The organism is Clostridium sp. Marseille-QA1073 (assembly GCF_054863625.1).
Genome location: NZ_JBSVQM010000040.1, coordinates 1 through 16,271, shown reverse-complemented (window position 1 = coordinate 16,271; position 16,271 = coordinate 1). Strand labels below are relative to the sequence as shown.

Genomic DNA, 16,271 nt, shown 5'->3' with positions numbered 1-16,271 from the left:
AAGTTATTTAAAGATAAAAATTAAGAATAATATTACTTATATTATTCTTTTAGGTAATATTATGTAATTTCATTATCTACATAACTTCTTCACAACTTATTGATATGATATATTCAAAGCTTATAATAAAAGGAGAGATTGTTTATGAATAAAAAGATTTTAGCGATAACAGCTTTAACACTGTCACTAGGAATTACATCTATTGCTTATGCAAGTAATTTATCAAATAAGGATTATGATATTCCTAAGGTTACTAGCTCAACTTCTCAAGATTCATCAACAAAAGAAGATGTTTATAATGACGAGTTACTTAACGAGTTTGATAATGTAGATGTAAAATATAGAAAACAAATTCTAGAAGAGAAATCTAAAGCTGTAGATAAGGCTATAGAAGATGGTAAAATTTCTGAAGAGGAAGGAAATAAAATAAAAGAAAACCTTCAATATAGAATAGACGAATGTAATAAAATTATGAATAGAGGATCTCTAAGCAGAAGTGGTAGATTTGGTTGTCACTAATTCCATAAATAAAACCGTGATTATTAGTCACGGTTTTATAATTTAAAATTAAAAATAATTAAGGCATCTTGAAAAAATAACTAGTTTATATGCTAATATATTTTATTCAGATGCCTAATTTTATTCTTAATTCATATTTTTAACTTTTAATTCTCTAAATTATTCATATCTTAATGCTTCAATAGGATCTAACTTAGCTGCCTTTCTTGCAGGATAAATTCCAAAGAAAATTCCTACTGAGGAAGAAAATATTATAACTGCTATTATAGATGTTATCGATAATACAGGAGTTATTCCTGCAAAACTACCTAGTGCATAGGCTGCTACAATTCCCAATATCATTCCTATAATTCCACCTAAAAGTGATATTATAACAGATTCCGTTAGAAATTGGAGGAGTATAGTATTAGTTGTTGCACCTATTGCTTTTCTTATGCCTATTTCCCTAGTTCTTTCAGTAACAGATACAAGCATTATATTCATAACTCCTATACCACCTACTAGTAATGAAATGGCTGCTACTGCTGATATAAATCCTGTAAATATTCCTAAAACTTCATTTACTTGATCTAATTGTTTCATAAGACTTTCCGCGGTATAAACTTCTCTATCTCGATTATTATGTCTGCTCTTTAAAACATTAATTGCACTATTTCCTGCCAGTTCAATATTCTCCTTTGTATCAGCCATAATATATAGGGTATCTATGACAAAATCTGTAGGATATAAACTTTCTAAAAATGACAAAGGAACCATGCTCATAATAGGCATATCCTCATTTTCCGCCATAAACATCATCTGTGAACTTTTTGTAACTCCAATTATCCTTGCTTTCTTAGCAGATGCTTTAGGACCTATAGTAACATACTCTCCTACTACATCCGTATATCCAAAAAGAGATTTAGCTCCTATTTCATCTAAGACAATCACTGCTTTGCCTTCATTAGCCTCTATCTCATTAAAAAATCGTCCATGGATCATTTCTACATTTTGAATAAAAGCTAAATCTTGATTTCCTGCTGAAATTGATGCTTTTTTAGATTTTGTTTCTGAAGATATGTTACCCATTTTATAGGAAGAAGGAGTTATATATTTTACTGTATTAACCCTCTCAGCTATTTGCTTAATATCATTCTCATTAAAATAATCGGACATAGTAGCCTCATTTGAATTTACTTTTATACTCACTGTAGAGGATCCTATTTTCTCAAATTCACCAGTTATAGAGGACTTTCCACCTTCCCCTAAGGATAGAATAGCTATAACTGAACTTATTCCTATAATTATCCCTAACATAGTTAGAAAAGATCTTAGCTTATTAGACTTTATGCTATCTATAGCCATTTTAAAATTTTCTATAAAGTTCATATTAAGCCTCCTCTCCATTTATCTTTATGATTCTAGGTTTATTAAGTATTATTCTGTTATTTACTATCTCATCATCTACAATTAAACCATCTTTAAATCTTACAATTCTCTTAGTATGTTGAGCTACATCTGGTTCATGAGTTACCATTATTATAGTTGAACCTTCATCATTTAAATCTTGAAATATTTTTATAATATCATTAGTAGAATTAGAATCAAGATTTCCTGTAGGTTCATCTGCCATAATTACTGCTGGATTATTAACTATTGCACGTGCAATTGCAACTCTCTGTTTTTGTCCACCTGAAATTTCAGTAGGCTTATGTTTAATCCTATCTAAAAGTCCCACTTTCTCAAGTGCTATTAATGATTTTTCTCTTCTTTCTTTAAATGACACCCCTGCATAAACCATAGGAAGCTCTACATTTTCTAATATTGTCATACGAGGAAGTAAGTTGAATGCTTGAAAGACAAATCCTATTTCTTTATTTCGTGTGACTGCTAATTCATTATCACTTAAATTGGATACATTTTTCCCATTTAACAAATAAGTACCACAATCCATCCTATCCAAACATCCTAGTATATTCATGAATGTAGACTTACCTGATCCAGAAGGCCCCATAATTGAAGTGAACTCACCTTTTCCAACTTTTAAAGTAACTCCCTTTAAGGCTTTAAAGCTAATATCACCTTGAGCATAGGTTTTTTCAACGTTCTTTACTTCTAGCATTATTTAACCTCCTCTACATCTGCCTTTACCTCATCACCATTATTAACATTATTAGGATTTAATATTATTTTTTCTCCCGCTTCTATACCTGATAAAACTTCAGATTCCATGTCAGACTCTAATCCTAATTTAATTTCTTTTTCTACTGCTTTATTATCTTCTAATATGTAAATAAAATTTTTACCTGACTTATCTGCTTTTATAGCCTCTGCTGGTACTTTTATAACTTCTTTTTTCTCTCCTAAAAGTATATTGACATCTACATCAAATCCTGCCATCAATCCCTCTATATTATCTAAAATACTTAGTTCTACTTTTAGTGTAGTTTCTCCACTTCCCATAGAAGATATTGGCTGTTTAGCTATAGGATCTACATGTTCTACTTTTGCTTTATAACTTTTTCCATTAAATTTTACTTCGGCACTTTGCCCTACTTTAACTTTGTGTGCATCAAATTTGCCAAGACCAACTTCTATTTTTAAGTTATCTAAATCTTGTACTACTACTGCAGGTTGATTCATATTTCCTATAGTTCCTTCTAAAACATTTATTTCTGTAATAGTACCATTAAATTCTGCATCAATACTTCCCATATCATAAGATACTATTATATCTCCATCTTTTACTTTATCTCCTACTTTAAAATTAACTTCTGAAACCTTTGATTGAGGACCATAGTATTCTTTAACTTTCTTTGAAGCTATAATTCCTGTAGTGCTTAAATAGGATTTAACTTCTCCTTTTTCCACTGATATAGTTTTAACTTCTGGAACCTTTCCTTCTTTTTTCTTTGCTATAGGTAATGACACAGCTACTAAAGCTAAGGCTACTACCAAAATACCTATTATAGTTTTTCTTTTCATTCCTTATCCTCCCGTAATATAAAGTTATCAATATATTTTATTTTTTTCCATCAATTGATAATTTGTTTTGTTATGTTTTCATAACTATTTTACCATCATTTTTAATAAATTCAACTAACAATTTTATAAATTCGTGTTATAATTTAGTTGTAATTATCTTATAGTTAGGAGTAATGTTTATGGATGACAAAGAATTAACTGTCATTGCAGAAAATATGCTTTCAATTTTTCCATTGATTATAAAAAAATTTTCTAAAATTGGAGACTTTGAAAATAATCAATGTTTACCAATTTCTCAATGCAATATATTATTTTTACTACATACTTTGGGAATTTTAACTATGTCTGAAATATCAAAAAGACTATCTATAAATAAATCTAACTTAACACCACTTATAGATAAGTTGATAAGTGAAAATTTAGTAGAAAGAATCCCTGGAGAAAAGGATCGCAGAATCATACAAATTTCACTTACTGAAAAAGGTGTTAGCTTTGTGGAAAGTCGCAGAACACTTGCAACATCAAAGCTAAAGGAAAAATTTTCCCAATTTAGTGAAGAAGAGTTGAAGGAATTATCATATAGTTTTGATACCATAAATAAAATAATCTCTAAAATGGAAAATTAATAGCAAAGTGAACTAGTTCACTTTGCTATTACAAATTTTTTATTAACTTTAATCATTAGTTATCTTAAGTAATCTTTTATTGAAATTCTCTTATGCCCATCCCTTCCCTCTGTTGTTTCTGCATAAACCATAGAATTTAAAACACTTTCTTCAACAGCTTCTGCAGCTGCTCTAAAGACTAAATCCATCTTCTCCTCATTTATCGCTCCAAAGGAAGTTATAAGCTTTTCCTCATAATGATTTATTTTATTAGCAGTTGTAAAGGAAATTACTACGTCTCCGCTTCCATTTCCAACATAAGAGCCAGTTCTCGCCAATCCTACAACTGCTCGTTTAGAAACTCTTTTAAGTTGCCTTTCATTTAAAGGTATGTCAGTAGCAATTATTATTATTATCGATCCTTTATCTATTTGTTCCATTTCTTCAAGATCACAGATTTCTTTCCCTATCTCTCTATGATTAATTATTAAATCTTTTTTCCTTCCAAAATTAGAAAGCACTAATACTCCTAGAGTATATTGCTTATTGCCTAATTCTATAATTCTTGATGATGAACCTATACCTCCTTTTAATCCATAACAACTCATCCCTGTTCCTGCCCCTACAGCACCTTCTTCAAAAATTATATCAGCGTTTTTTATAGCTTCTAAAGCATGATTACTTTTTATTGCCAATTGTCGTATATCATTTAAATATCCATCATTACATTCACAAACCACTGGATTTATTGTACCTGTTGTATCTCCTATATCAGCATTGTTACTGAGCATATATTTTATTAAGCCTTCACTTACTGATCCTACACTTAAAGTATTAGTAAGTAATATTGGAGTTTCAATATTCCCAAGTTCCTCTATTTGAATAGTTCCTATAGTTTTCCCAAATCCATTTATAACGTGGTACGACGCCATAACTTTCTCCTTGAAAATATTACCCTCATGTGGAAGAATAGCAGTAACTCCCGTCTTAATTCTATCCTTGTTTAAAGTGACATGTCCTACTTTTACTCCTTCAACATCAGTAATTAAATTATTTTTACCTGTTTTTAGTTCTCCTATAGTAATTCCATATCTTCTAATTCCCATATTGCCCATGATAATCTCTCCTTTATGAGTTTTAAAATATAAAACTTAAACTACAATTAAATTATAACAAAAATCTTTTCTATGAATTAAAAGTTAAGAATAAAAAATGAATAATTATTCTTAAAACTCCGTTGTCAAAATCTTTGGAATTTTTTAGAATAAATTTTGTTTTAAGGTTTTATATTAGATGCCTATATATAAAACCCTAGATATAAAACTTTACATCTAGGGTAAATAAGCGTAATCTAAAATTCATAAATGACAAATATATTAATTAAATTAAGAATTCTCAGGATACAATAAAGCATTAGGGATTATGCTTTAATATATAAGAGGTTATTTAAGGTTTTAAGTAATCTTAATTTTTGTACTAACTATTTTATTGTCAGAGGGATTAATGATGTTTTAGTTACGCTATTTTACTATATTTAATTGTATGTAATTTATATATCATTCATTTTAGGCTCAAGTGCTAATCTTAATACATCTCCTAAAACATTAAAACTAAGTACAGTTATCAATATTAAAAGTCCTGGAAATACTGCAAGATAAGCTTTATCTGCCATTCTAGCCTGTGCTGCTTGAAGCATACTTCCCCATGAAGCCATAGGTTGCTGTACTCCTAAACCTAAAAAACTAAGTGCAGACTCTGTTAATATCGCGTCAGCTATATTAATACTTGATGCCACTATAACCGTTGGCAATACATTAGGTATAATATGGGTTTTAATTATATACCAATTACTTGCCCCTAGTGATTTTGCAACAAGAACATAATCTCTTTCTTTATAAGATAAAGTTTCTGATCTCACTATTCTAGCTATTCCCATCCATCCAAAAGCTCCTATTATAACTATTGTATTTACTATGCTTGGCTTTAAATAAGCATTAGCAATTAATATTAAGAAGAATATAGGAATACACATAAGCATATCAATTATTCTCATTATAATTGAATCTAAAATATCCCCTACATATCCACTTATTGCTCCTACAACAGTGCCAACTATTACAGATACACTCATAGATAGTATGCCTACCATAATAGATATTCGTCCTCCATATAATGCCCTTGTAAAATAATCTCTCCCAAGCTCATCTGTTCCAAATATATGATTAATACTTGGCCCTTGAAATTTAACTACTATATCTATTTTATTGGGATCATAAGGGGATAAAAAGGAGAATATTGAAAAAATAAAAATTACACAAAGAGACATAAACGAAAACTGTGCTAACTTATTTTTTTTCATTTGCATTTTAAAATTAGTTTTAAATCTGCTTTTTATCACTTATGTCCTACCACCTTAATCCTAGGGTCAACTACTATATACAATAAATCCGCTATTAAATTACCTAAAATCACCATAATAGATGTCATCATAGTTATTGCCATAATTACTGGATAATCCATTGAAAATATTGAATTGATTCCAAGTCTCCCCATACCAGGCCATCCGAAAACTGTTTCCGTGATAAAAGCACCAGATACTAATGATGGTAAACTCATACCTAATATAGTTATTATAGGAATTAGCGAATTTTTCATAACATGTTTAAATAAAATTCCTCTTTTGGATAATCCTTTAGCCATAGCTGTAACAATATAATCTTCTTGAAGTTCTCCTGTGGTAGCTGACCTTACATATCTAGTTAAGACTGCACTATTAGGAATAGCTTAATACTACAGTAGGTAATATACTATGCTTTAAAATATCTAAAAAAGAATTAACAGCTATGGTTCTCATACCTACACTAGGAAGTAATCGAAGTTTTAATGCAAATATAGTTATAAGTATCATTGAAAACCAAAAGTTTGGTATAGATATACCTATATAGCTTAAAGTACTAATAAAATTATCTATAAACTTATTTTTATTAAGTGCTGTATACATCCCTAATGGAATTGATATTAATATAGATAAGATCATCGATGCTCCCATAAGACCTAATGTAGCAGGAAGTCTTGATAAAATTTCCTTTGCTACTGGCTGATAAGTTATAAGAGAGTAGCCTAAGTTTCCACTTAAAGTATTTTTAAGCCAATAAAAATATCTAATAAAAACTGGCTTATCTAAACCTAAACTTGCTCTAATTATAGCCACTTGTTCTTCTGACATTTGATGCGTCCTAAATCCCTGAGCTGGATCACCTGGAGCTAAATTCATCAATATGTATAATATGAAGGAAATAAATAATAGCATAGGAATAGCTTCTAATACTCTTTTGAATATATGTTTCTTCATAGTATTTTCCTCCATCTCTTTATTCAATTAACAATGGACAATCATAGTTATTTATGTTTTTAGTATATAGAAATTATAGTTATTCTTTAATTACTTCATAACTTCTGTCAATAAAAAGTCTGTATAAAAAAGTACTTATATCAAAATTGATTTTTTCCCCAATTGTCCATTGTCAATTCTAAGTTTATTTAGATTATTTTTCTATCATGTAAAGCTTAGATAAATCTTCAAACATGTATATAGGTACTGTCTTAGCTTCTTCTACTCCACCAAAGTTAGAGCTTATAGCAATTAATGATCTTGTATATTGTATTGGGTATATTGCTGCATCTTCTGCTATACCTTTTTGTATTTTTTTATATATTTCTTTTACCTTCGTCTGCTTCTTTTGCTCCTTCTTTCCATAAATTATCTATTTCTTTATTTGAATAACTCATGGCATTAAACATTGCACCAGTAGTATAAGCACTAGCATATCCGTTAGGGTCTACCCCCATAACATATCCATTTAATATTAAATCAAAATCTCTCTCTTGTTCTCCTACAAGCTTACCAAAAAAAGCATTTCCATCTATAAGCACTGGTTCGACCTCAATACCTATTTCTTTTAATTGTTGCTGAACAATCATAACTGTATCTTTATCACGGTCATATTGGAAATTTAATTTCATTTTCTCAACACCAGCACTTTTCATAAGTTCTTTTGCTTTTTCTATATTATGTTCATATCTAGGCACATCTTCAGTATAGTATTTAGTGCTAGGTGCTAAAATTGAATCTGCCATTGCTGTATTTTCTAAGTTCTTAAATTGACCTTTTAGTATTTCTTCTTTATTAAGAGCATAACTAATAGCTTGTCTAACTTCTTTTTTCTTTAAGTTTTCATTTTTTTCATTAAATATCATATAACTTAACATACCTTCTTCAAAAGAAGTTGTACTAAATCTATCGTCATTAGAGAATTTTTCAAATTCTTCTTCTGTTATATAAGCTGCATTAACTTCTCCATTTTCAAAAGCAATTTTAGAAGTATTTTTATCTGGAATTATTCTATAAACTATATTTTCAAGGTTAGGCTTGCCTCCATGATAATCTGTAAATCTTTCTAAGGTTAAACTTTCACCCTTTTTCCACTCTTTAAATATGAAGGGACCTGAGCCTACGGGATTATTATTTTTCTCAGATTTAGCTAAATCTTTTTCTCCTTCAAATATGTGCTTAGGTATTGGTCTTAATGAACCTAAATTAGCATCAAAAGGAGCAAATACTTGTGGTAGTTTAAATTCAACTGTTAATTCATCTTTTTTAATCATATCAATATTTTTTCCATCCACTACAAAAGATTCTCTGTCTCCAATACCATTTTTTTCATCTTGTACAGCTTTCACTGTAAAAACTATATCATCAGCAGTAATTTTTTGTCCGTCATGCCATTTTAAATCATCTTTTAATTTAACTGTATATGTAAGTTTATCTTCTGAGGCTTCCATTTTTTCTGCAAGATAATATCTTATGTCATCTTTATCTACAATGAATAATGGATCAAACAAGGCATTATTTACAGTAAATGTAATTCTATTTTGTTGAAAAAATGGATTTAAACAAGTAGGATCAGTATTAGCGGAAAATACCATTGTACCTCCATCCTTTTTAACAACCTCTTCTGTTTGTTCTACTTTTTTTCCTGTTGTATTGCTATTTGTTGATGTATTTGCCCCACAACCTATTAATCCTAGAGTTAAAACTATTGAAAGGGCTGTACATAAAAATTTTTTACTTTTCATAACTTTCCCCCCCATAAATATAAGGTATTTAATTTACCCCTTGTCTCCATATAGAATTCTATTAAAAATTTATTGAAAATTCAATATTTTTCGACTATTATATTAACTTTCTATGAACTTACCTTTTACTATTTGCAAATCAAATAGATACAATTTTATTTTCCTATATCAATAAAAGTACTTTTAAATATTTTTATGCTTTATACTTTCAATTTTAATTAAATTTATTTTATCTAATAAATCCACTTTAATTTTTTATTCTTCATCAAATTTAGCCTTTTTAATGTTAGAATAGATTTAAATATACAAAAGGAGGACAATAGATGAAAGGTAAACATATTTCATTTATTTTATTAATTATAGTCATATCATTAGGAACTACATGGGGGTTAAAAGCCTTAAACAATAGATATTATTCAATTGAAAAAAGCATTAAATACTTAACAGATTCTAAGTTTAAAGGAAGACTTACAGGAACAAAAGAAAATAAAAAAGTGGAGGAACATTTAAGTATTTTACTAGAAAATATAGGTATAGACAGATATAAGAACAATACTAATTATGCCATTCCCTATAATCACATATACTATCCCCCAGAGAAACAAATCTATAATATAGACCTAATCCTCAAAGATGGTAAAAGACTTTCTCTTAAACGGGGAGAAGACTTTCTAGAAAATATTTATAGCGATATGGAAAAAACTTTGGACTTTACTTTTGATACTGATAATAATGATGATAAAATTTTAGTTGCTAGTGATGTAAATAAACTTAAAGATATAAACTCCAATGAAAGGATAATATTTCTTAAAACAAGTGTATTTAAGAAAAACATCAATACTTCTGAAGGTTTAGATAATACTAATATAAATCTAATACAAATTTCACCTAAAACTTACGAGCTTTTAGAAAAGAATAAAGATAGTAAGATTGAAATTAACTTTAAATCTTTAAGAGAAAATGTACAAGCTAATAATATAGTTGGAATGATTAAGGGAAAAGATAGTAGTAAAGCATTAGTTCTATCTGCTCATTTCGATCATATTGGTAGTGTAGGTGATAAAGTATTTAAAGGTGCTATAGATAATGCCAGCGGAACTTCTCTCTTACTAGATATAAGTAAAAAATTAAAAGAACATTATAGTGGAAATCCTCCTGAGCATGATATAGTTATTTGTTTTTTCAATGGTGAAGAATCTAATCTTCAAGGTAGTAGTGACTTCGTTGATACTCTAGTTAAAGATTATAGTGAGTTATATAATATTAATATTACATCTATAGGGATAAAAGATGATGTGAATACTATTTTTTCAACTACAGATAATAAAGAAAATGAATTAATGGTAGATTTGAAAAATCATTTTAATAAAAATGGTTATAAATCTAAAATTGGTACTTCTTATTCTTCAAGTGACCATGATGCTTTTATAAGAAAGAATATTATAGCAGTAAATATTTCTAATGAGAATATGGATAAAGTTCATACTTTAGAAGATACCTTAGATGAAATAGACCTTAAATATTTAAAAAATACTAGTAATGTACTTTTTGATTTTATAATAAATAATAAAAAGTTAACTTATAAAGTTTCTGATTCTAATAAAAATAATGCGGTTTCGACTCCTTCCCCTGAAGATATAAAAAAGCTTAATAAAGTCTTTGATATTTTAAAATATCATCAATATATGCTTGATCCAAGTAATAACAAAGGAGTTATAATGAAATCTAATATAGTATTAGATAGTAATCCAAATGCTGATAATAATATAAGTACATTAAACAAATACTATTCTAATCTAAATGTAGATAATAGTATAGGTAATTTCAAATTAGCCTATGTAAATATTTCTGAGTATTGGCCCAATATAGATAGGAATTCTCTTGAACCAAATAGAGTATATTTTAGAGATTATAATATTGATGATATCGATAATTTGGAATTACTCTTTAAAAATAAAAATGAAGAGCAATTAAAAGTTAATTTATTTATAGAAACTCCTTTAAACAATATGAATATATCGCAAGAATATCCTATAAATAAATATAAAATTAGTAATGATACGAAAAATATAAGTGGAGAAAGTTATTATTTGTGCTTAAAAGACAATTCTCCAAAAGCATTATATAAATCAATAAAGATAAAAGATAAAACTTTTCATTTATTGATTACCCCTTTTTCAAATAATGAAGAAAATATTAATATTTTAGAAACCTTAGATTTAAAACCACCAATAGATAACTTAATAAATTCTTTTTAAAACTTTATATGTAGTACTTACATGATATTAATTGACTAAAAATTCTATAGCTACTAATTTGGCAGCTATAGAATTAATATATCAATGCCAATAAAATTAACCAGTTTAATAGATTAGATCAGTCTATTAAACTAGTTAATTTTTTAAATTATATCTCTAAATTTTTGATATCTTGTTTGAAAATATAGAAGAATTTCTTTATAATCTTCCATGGTATCTATATCCATTAATATTCCGGGTTCTTCAACATTTATAGATTTAAAGCCTTTAATATTAACAAAGTCTCTTAATGTATTATAATGTTTAGATTTTATTAGTTCTTCTATTAGATAACTTTTCATTAATAGTGGGTGGCCTTTTTTTCCTTTATATATTGGAATAACTATATCTTCATCTAGTTTTAGCATCTGTTTATATATTTCTTTATTAATAATCGGATAATCTCCAGGAATTAAAAAAAATTTCTCTTCTTTAATATTTATTAATCCTTTTTTTACTGAGCTAAACATTCCATCTAAATAATTAGAATTATAGATTAGTTCTACTTTAGGATATTTGTTAAGTATGTTCTCTATTTCTTCTATCCTATTACCACCTACTACTATAATTTTAGAACATAAATTATACATTCCATAAATACATCTTTCAATTACAGTCTTTCCACCTATGTCTAATATTAGCTTATTTGTACCCGCTCTCGTTGATAAACCAGCAGCTAAAACTATTCCCTCAACTTTCATATTTAATTACTTCTTATAAATTCCTTTCTATTTTTTAAACTTTACCATTTAAAATTGATTTTACGGCACTTTCAATTTCTTCATATCCTGTACATCTACATAGATTAGATTCAAGCCATTGTTCTATTACAATATCATCAGCGTTGGGATGAATCTTTGAAAGTGAATGGCAAACCATTAAAAATCCAGAAGTGCAATAACCACATTGAAATCCCCAATTTTCAACAAAAGCTTTTTGAATAGGAGCATCTTTTAGTCCTTCAACAGTAAGAATACTCTTTCCCACAGCTTCTACAGTAAGCATTAGACAAGCTTTTATTGGCCAATTATCTACCAGAACAGTACAAGTACCACAATCTCCATTTTCACAACCAGGTTTTACACTAGTAAGACCAAGCTCTTGACGTAAAGTATGTAATAAAATATCCGAAGGTTTAGCAATCACTTGCCTATCTTCTCCATTTATATTCAGTGTTAAAACAGTATTATTTAATATCTCAAGCATTTTTACTAACTCTCCTTAAACTCTTCTAATACTTCACATAGCATTGTATGGAGCATAAACTTTCTATACTCAGAAGAACCACTAAGATCATTTATTATATTATCAGATATGCTATTAATAATTTTATTTATTCTTTCATCCGCTGAAATTGAGTTATTATTTAAAAGGTCTTCTATTAGATAATTTCTAAATGGATATTCGCATAATCCACTAAAAGCAATATTAATTCTATTATTATTTTTTAATGCTGCTATTGTAATTAAAGGATAGTCTATCTTTTCATTTTTTGTTCTTTTTACATGTATGCACGGAAGCGAAAGAAATTTAGATTTTATAATTACTTGTACAATAAGCTCCCCTTTAGTAAGTTCAATTCTTTTATTAAATATGTCTTTTAGAGGAATACGCCTTTTTCCACTAATACTCGCTACTACTATCTCACTATCCGATACCATAAGAGGTAGTATAGCTTCTTTATATATAATAGTTCCAGCTAAATTTCCTCCTAATGTTATCTTACCCTGTATTGTATGATCAGCTATCCTTTTAACTGTCAAACTAAGTAATGGAAAAAGATTTGATTCTGCAATATTAGTAAGTGTTACAGCAGAACCAATTATTAATTCGTCATTTTTCAATTCTTGTTTATTACATTCTAAAATACCTTTAATATCAATGACTGCTCCTGCATATACATTATGCACTCTTGCCATGCTAATAAATTCAGTTCCTCCACCATAATATATTGGTTCTTTCCCTACAAAATTTAACTTATCAAATAAATTAACAGCTTCTTCTACGGTTTCTGGTTTATAATATTCAAAATCAAAGGGGATCATATTTACCTCCAGTCTTAGTTTTCCATATTAATTCAGGCGATATTGGCAGCTTATCAAAATCCAATTGTGCTGCTAATGATATAGCATTAGCAAAAGCAGCTGATATTCCTAGAATACCATGCTCTCCCATACCACGAGCACCAAAAGGAGCATCTATTTGAGGAGTTTCTATAAAATCTACTATATACTGAGGATTTTGCCCATAGTGAATTGCTTTATAAGTACGTAAAGAAGTATTTTCTAATATACCAGCATCATTATATAAAAGTTCTTCTCTAGTAGCTAATCCTAGCCCCATACTCATACCACCCATTATAAGTCCTCTAGCAGTTTTAGGATTAATTACCTTACCTATATCAATAACAGTTGCAGCTTTTAACAATCTATAAGTATATTTCTTAGGATCATATTCTATTTCAACGGCTTGAGCACCTACCGTCCATGATACCCCTGACTTACCTTTTCCTGTCTCTTTATCTAATTTGGTCAAATGTTTCATAATGTAACTACCTCGGCTAATCATTTGCCCTCCTATAGATGTTCCTCCAGGATATTCATATCCGTAAACTAAATCTTTAAATGATACATATATTTCAGGATCATCTCTTAAATATACCCTTTCATTTTCGACCTCTAAATCTTTTGGAGTACATTTAAGCACTATAGCTCCAAGTTCTCGTAATTGCCGCATTAAATCTTCTGCAGCATCAATAACTGCATTTCCTACCATAAAAGTTGTCATACTTGCAACTGTCTTCCAATGCTTAGGTGAAGTTTGAGTATCTACGTTCATAACTACATAAACTTTATTTATATCCATTTTCATCTTTTCTGCAAATATCTGAGCTATGGTAGTTTTCATTCCAGGTCCAATTTCCACTGCAGAGAAATTAAGATTTATACTACCATCAGTATTTAGAGTAATAATAACACCAGATGAGGCGTTGGTTGGAGAGGTAGATGTTTTCCAAAAACAGCTCACTCCTTTAGCCCTTATCCTACCATTACTTAACTCTATCCTTGTACCTTGCTGCCAATTAATTACTTCTTTTAATTTTGATATACAACCTGCTAAATTTCCTGTATTACTTAGCGTGATTTTATCCTGTGTTGGCGAATAATTTCCAGAAGATATGGCATTTTTCATTCTCAATTCTAAAGGATCTATTCCTATTGAAATTGCTACTTTGTCTAAGATTCTCTCAATGCAAAAAGTAAATTCTGCATTGCCGAAGCCCCGATAAGATGTAACATATGTATGATTAGTATATACTGTGAATGCATCACACCATACATTTTCAATATTATATGGGCCAGTACAATCAACAGCTATTGCTTTTGCCATACGTGGACCAGTATCAGCATAAGCACCACAATCTACATGATAAGTACACTCTAAAGCTTTTATTAAACCATCTTTAGTAGTGCCTATTTTAAGTTTAGCTTCAATTCCTATTTTAGATGGTGATATAGTAATGTCTTCTTCTCGAGAGTTAGCTATTTTAACCATCCTTCCTCCAACAGCTTTTGAAGCAAGATATGCTATAAATTCAAGCTGAACAGTAGCTTTTCCACCGAAAGCTCCTCCAACTAAAGGAACTCGAACAATAATATTCCCTTCCGGTATATTATAAAGTTTACTTAATCTCTTTTTTACTGAAAAAGGTGCTTGAGAAGATGTATATATTATTACATTTCCATCAGGTAGTATTTGAGCTTTAGCATTTCGAGTTTCCATAGCAATATGGTCAGATTGTGGAAGTGAAAAACTTGATTCTATAATGACATCACTTTCTTCCCATCCTGCACTCATATTTCCTTTTCTAATCTTCACATGATCAGCAATATTCGAATTAGGCTGAGGATATACATCATCAACTGGACAGTGGTATTGTCCCAGATTTTCATGTATTAATGTAGCAGATGGTTTTATAGAATCACCTATTGAATTTACTACAGGTAACGGCTCATAAACAACTTTTATAAGCTTTACAGCTTTCATTGCCTCCTCCTCACTATTTGCTACTACCACAGCTACTGGCTCACCAAAATATCTTACTTTACCTTTTGCAATAGGAGGCCTGTCTTCAATTACAGAACCATTTAATACAGGATAATACTCACCAGTAATTATAGCTTGAACACCAGTAGCTTTTGATGCTTCTGAAGTATTAATTGATTTTATAATGGCATGAGCATGGGGACTTGTAAGCATTTTAGCATGTAGAATATTAGAAGTTGTTGTATCACCATTATATTTTGCAGCACCAGTAACTTTATCCCATGCTTCTTTCCTAGGGGTATTTACTCCGATTCTGGATATATACTCCATGTGATTCTCTCCTTTATATAAATCTTTAATAAATAAAATTCCACTTATATTAAAATAGTTTTTCCATATTTATCTACGATATTCATAAATAAAGGAAATCCACTAAAAGACATCACTACCGTAAGGGTAATATTCTTAATAACTTTAATATAATTTTAAAAAATATTTTCTAAATTAACACCAAAGTTATTAATTTTTTTATGAATATAGCACTTGTTATATTCATAAATTTTCTATATTTTCTTTGATTTTATGACATTTTATTAATTATCTATTAACCCTTTTTACAAATAAGAAATAATATTTTGTATATTATTGGTATTATTTGTAATTTAATTTCATTTCTTGTTTTAAAAAACTTTAGTTGAAAACA

Annotated in this window: 15 protein-coding genes; 3 read left to right on the top strand and 12 right to left on the bottom strand. The window is 28.9% G+C overall.

What is annotated here, in order from left to right:
• Nucleotides 1-144 precede the first annotated feature (144 nt).
• Nucleotides 145-519, top strand: coding sequence for a hypothetical protein (locus ACY1IQ_RS20370; RefSeq protein ID WP_461615706.1), 375 nt, complete (start codon nucleotides 145-147; stop codon nucleotides 517-519).
• 159 nt (nucleotides 520-678) lie between these two features.
• On the opposite strand, the gene ACY1IQ_RS20365 is transcribed toward ACY1IQ_RS20370, so the two are convergent.
• Genes ACY1IQ_RS20365 through ACY1IQ_RS20355 form a run of 3 tightly spaced genes read right to left on the bottom strand, consistent with a single transcriptional unit; the run spans nucleotide 679 to nucleotide 3,483 of the window.
• On the bottom strand, nucleotides 679-1,887 hold the full coding sequence (locus tag ACY1IQ_RS20365; protein ID WP_461615705.1) for an ABC transporter permease: 1,209 nt from the start codon (nucleotides 1,885-1,887) through the stop codon (nucleotides 679-681).
• A 1-nt stretch (nucleotide 1,888) separates the two neighbouring features.
• A complete protein-coding gene (locus ACY1IQ_RS20360; protein ID WP_461615704.1) occupies nucleotides 1,889-2,620 on the bottom strand; it encodes an ABC transporter ATP-binding protein in 732 nt (243 codons plus the stop codon).
• Complete coding sequence (locus tag ACY1IQ_RS20355; RefSeq protein ID WP_461615703.1) at nucleotides 2,620-3,483, bottom strand: efflux RND transporter periplasmic adaptor subunit; 864 nt, start codon at nucleotides 3,481-3,483, stop codon at nucleotides 2,620-2,622. Before ACY1IQ_RS20355 ends, ACY1IQ_RS20360 begins: the two co-directional genes overlap by 1 nt.
• Before the next feature lie 179 nt (nucleotides 3,484-3,662).
• On the opposite strand from ACY1IQ_RS20355, the gene ACY1IQ_RS20350 reads away from it, so the two are divergent.
• Entirely contained in the window at nucleotides 3,663-4,109 is a 447-nt protein-coding gene (locus tag ACY1IQ_RS20350; protein ID WP_461615702.1) for a MarR family winged helix-turn-helix transcriptional regulator, read from the top strand.
• A gap of 59 nt (nucleotides 4,110-4,168) precedes the next feature.
• Here ACY1IQ_RS20350 and ACY1IQ_RS20345 read toward each other — a convergent pair whose 3' ends face one another.
• The 5 genes from ACY1IQ_RS20345 to ACY1IQ_RS20325 all read right to left on the bottom strand — a co-directional run bounded on the left by ACY1IQ_RS20345 (nucleotide 4,169) and on the right by ACY1IQ_RS20325 (nucleotide 9,224).
• Nucleotides 4,169-5,194, bottom strand: coding sequence for a DmpA family aminopeptidase (locus tag ACY1IQ_RS20345; RefSeq protein ID WP_461615708.1), 1,026 nt, complete (start codon nucleotides 5,192-5,194; stop codon nucleotides 4,169-4,171).
• A 443-nt stretch (nucleotides 5,195-5,637) separates the two neighbouring features.
• Complete coding sequence (locus tag ACY1IQ_RS20340) at nucleotides 5,638-6,447, bottom strand: ABC transporter permease (RefSeq protein ID WP_461615701.1); 810 nt, start codon at nucleotides 6,445-6,447, stop codon at nucleotides 5,638-5,640.
• A 35-nt stretch (nucleotides 6,448-6,482) separates the two neighbouring features.
• Nucleotides 6,483-6,869 (bottom strand): ABC transporter permease, encoded by a 387-nt coding sequence (locus ACY1IQ_RS20335; RefSeq protein WP_461615707.1) that lies wholly within the window; start codon nucleotides 6,867-6,869, stop codon nucleotides 6,483-6,485.
• Nucleotides 6,862-7,440 (bottom strand): ABC transporter permease, encoded by a 579-nt coding sequence (locus ACY1IQ_RS20330; protein ID WP_461615700.1) that lies wholly within the window; start codon nucleotides 7,438-7,440, stop codon nucleotides 6,862-6,864. The genes ACY1IQ_RS20335 and ACY1IQ_RS20330 overlap by 8 nt, the downstream gene beginning before the upstream one ends.
• A gap of 356 nt (nucleotides 7,441-7,796) precedes the next feature.
• Nucleotides 7,797-9,224 (bottom strand): ABC transporter substrate-binding protein, encoded by a 1,428-nt coding sequence (locus ACY1IQ_RS20325; RefSeq protein WP_461615699.1) that lies wholly within the window; start codon nucleotides 9,222-9,224, stop codon nucleotides 7,797-7,799.
• 323 nt (nucleotides 9,225-9,547) lie between these two features.
• On the opposite strand from ACY1IQ_RS20325, the gene ACY1IQ_RS20320 reads away from it, so the two are divergent.
• On the top strand, nucleotides 9,548-11,482 hold the full coding sequence (locus ACY1IQ_RS20320) for a M28 family metallopeptidase (protein ID WP_461615698.1): 1,935 nt from the start codon (nucleotides 9,548-9,550) through the stop codon (nucleotides 11,480-11,482).
• Nucleotides 11,483-11,625: 143 nt separating this feature from the next.
• Here the strand turns inward: ACY1IQ_RS20320 and ACY1IQ_RS20315 are convergent, their stop codons facing one another.
• The 4 genes from ACY1IQ_RS20315 to ACY1IQ_RS20300 are packed head-to-tail and all read right to left on the bottom strand — an operon-like array spanning nucleotide 11,626 to nucleotide 15,898.
• Nucleotides 11,626-12,222, bottom strand: coding sequence for a nucleotidyltransferase family protein (locus ACY1IQ_RS20315; RefSeq protein WP_461615697.1), 597 nt, complete (start codon nucleotides 12,220-12,222; stop codon nucleotides 11,626-11,628).
• A gap of 34 nt (nucleotides 12,223-12,256) precedes the next feature.
• The gene (locus ACY1IQ_RS20310; protein WP_461615696.1) at nucleotides 12,257-12,727 is read right to left on the bottom strand and encodes a (2Fe-2S)-binding protein; all 471 of its coding nucleotides are present in this window, start codon (nucleotides 12,725-12,727) and stop codon (nucleotides 12,257-12,259) included.
• A gap of 5 nt (nucleotides 12,728-12,732) precedes the next feature.
• Entirely contained in the window at nucleotides 12,733-13,566 is an 834-nt protein-coding gene (locus ACY1IQ_RS20305) for an FAD binding domain-containing protein (RefSeq protein WP_461615695.1), read from the bottom strand.
• Nucleotides 13,553-15,898 (bottom strand): xanthine dehydrogenase family protein molybdopterin-binding subunit, encoded by a 2,346-nt coding sequence (locus ACY1IQ_RS20300; protein WP_461615694.1) that lies wholly within the window; start codon nucleotides 15,896-15,898, stop codon nucleotides 13,553-13,555. The genes ACY1IQ_RS20305 and ACY1IQ_RS20300 overlap by 14 nt, the downstream gene beginning before the upstream one ends.
• Nucleotides 15,899-16,271: the final 373 nt, after the last annotated feature.

Excerpts from the sequence above, each read along its gene's own strand:
- ACY1IQ_RS20370 (WP_461615706.1), top strand. The coding sequence starts at position 145 with ATGAATAAAAAGATTTTAGCGATAACAGCTTTAACACTGTCACTAGGA.
- ACY1IQ_RS20365 (WP_461615705.1), bottom strand. The coding sequence starts at position 1,887 with ATGAACTTTATAGAAAATTTTAAAATGGCTATAGATAGCATAAAGTCT.
- ACY1IQ_RS20360 (WP_461615704.1), bottom strand. The coding sequence starts at position 2,620 with ATGCTAGAAGTAAAGAACGTTGAAAAAACCTATGCTCAAGGTGATATT.
- ACY1IQ_RS20355 (WP_461615703.1), bottom strand. The coding sequence starts at position 3,483 with ATGAAAAGAAAAACTATAATAGGTATTTTGGTAGTAGCCTTAGCTTTA.
- ACY1IQ_RS20350 (WP_461615702.1), top strand. The coding sequence starts at position 3,663 with ATGGATGACAAAGAATTAACTGTCATTGCAGAAAATATGCTTTCAATT.
- ACY1IQ_RS20345 (WP_461615708.1), bottom strand. The coding sequence starts at position 5,194 with ATGGGAATTAGAAGATATGGAATTACTATAGGAGAACTAAAAACAGGT.
- ACY1IQ_RS20340 (WP_461615701.1), bottom strand. The coding sequence starts at position 6,447 with ATGAAAAAAAATAAGTTAGCACAGTTTTCGTTTATGTCTCTTTGTGTA.
- ACY1IQ_RS20330 (WP_461615700.1), bottom strand. The coding sequence starts at position 7,440 with ATGAAGAAACATATATTCAAAAGAGTATTAGAAGCTATTCCTATGCTA.
- ACY1IQ_RS20325 (WP_461615699.1), bottom strand. The coding sequence starts at position 9,224 with ATGAAAAGTAAAAAATTTTTATGTACAGCCCTTTCAATAGTTTTAACT.
- ACY1IQ_RS20320 (WP_461615698.1), top strand. The coding sequence starts at position 9,548 with ATGAAAGGTAAACATATTTCATTTATTTTATTAATTATAGTCATATCA.
- ACY1IQ_RS20315 (WP_461615697.1), bottom strand. The coding sequence starts at position 12,222 with ATGAAAGTTGAGGGAATAGTTTTAGCTGCTGGTTTATCAACGAGAGCG.
- ACY1IQ_RS20310 (WP_461615696.1), bottom strand. The coding sequence starts at position 12,727 with ATGCTTGAGATATTAAATAATACTGTTTTAACACTGAATATAAATGGA.
- ACY1IQ_RS20305 (WP_461615695.1), bottom strand. The coding sequence starts at position 13,566 with ATGATCCCCTTTGATTTTGAATATTATAAACCAGAAACCGTAGAAGAA.
- ACY1IQ_RS20300 (WP_461615694.1), bottom strand. The coding sequence starts at position 15,898 with ATGGAGTATATATCCAGAATCGGAGTAAATACCCCTAGGAAAGAAGCA.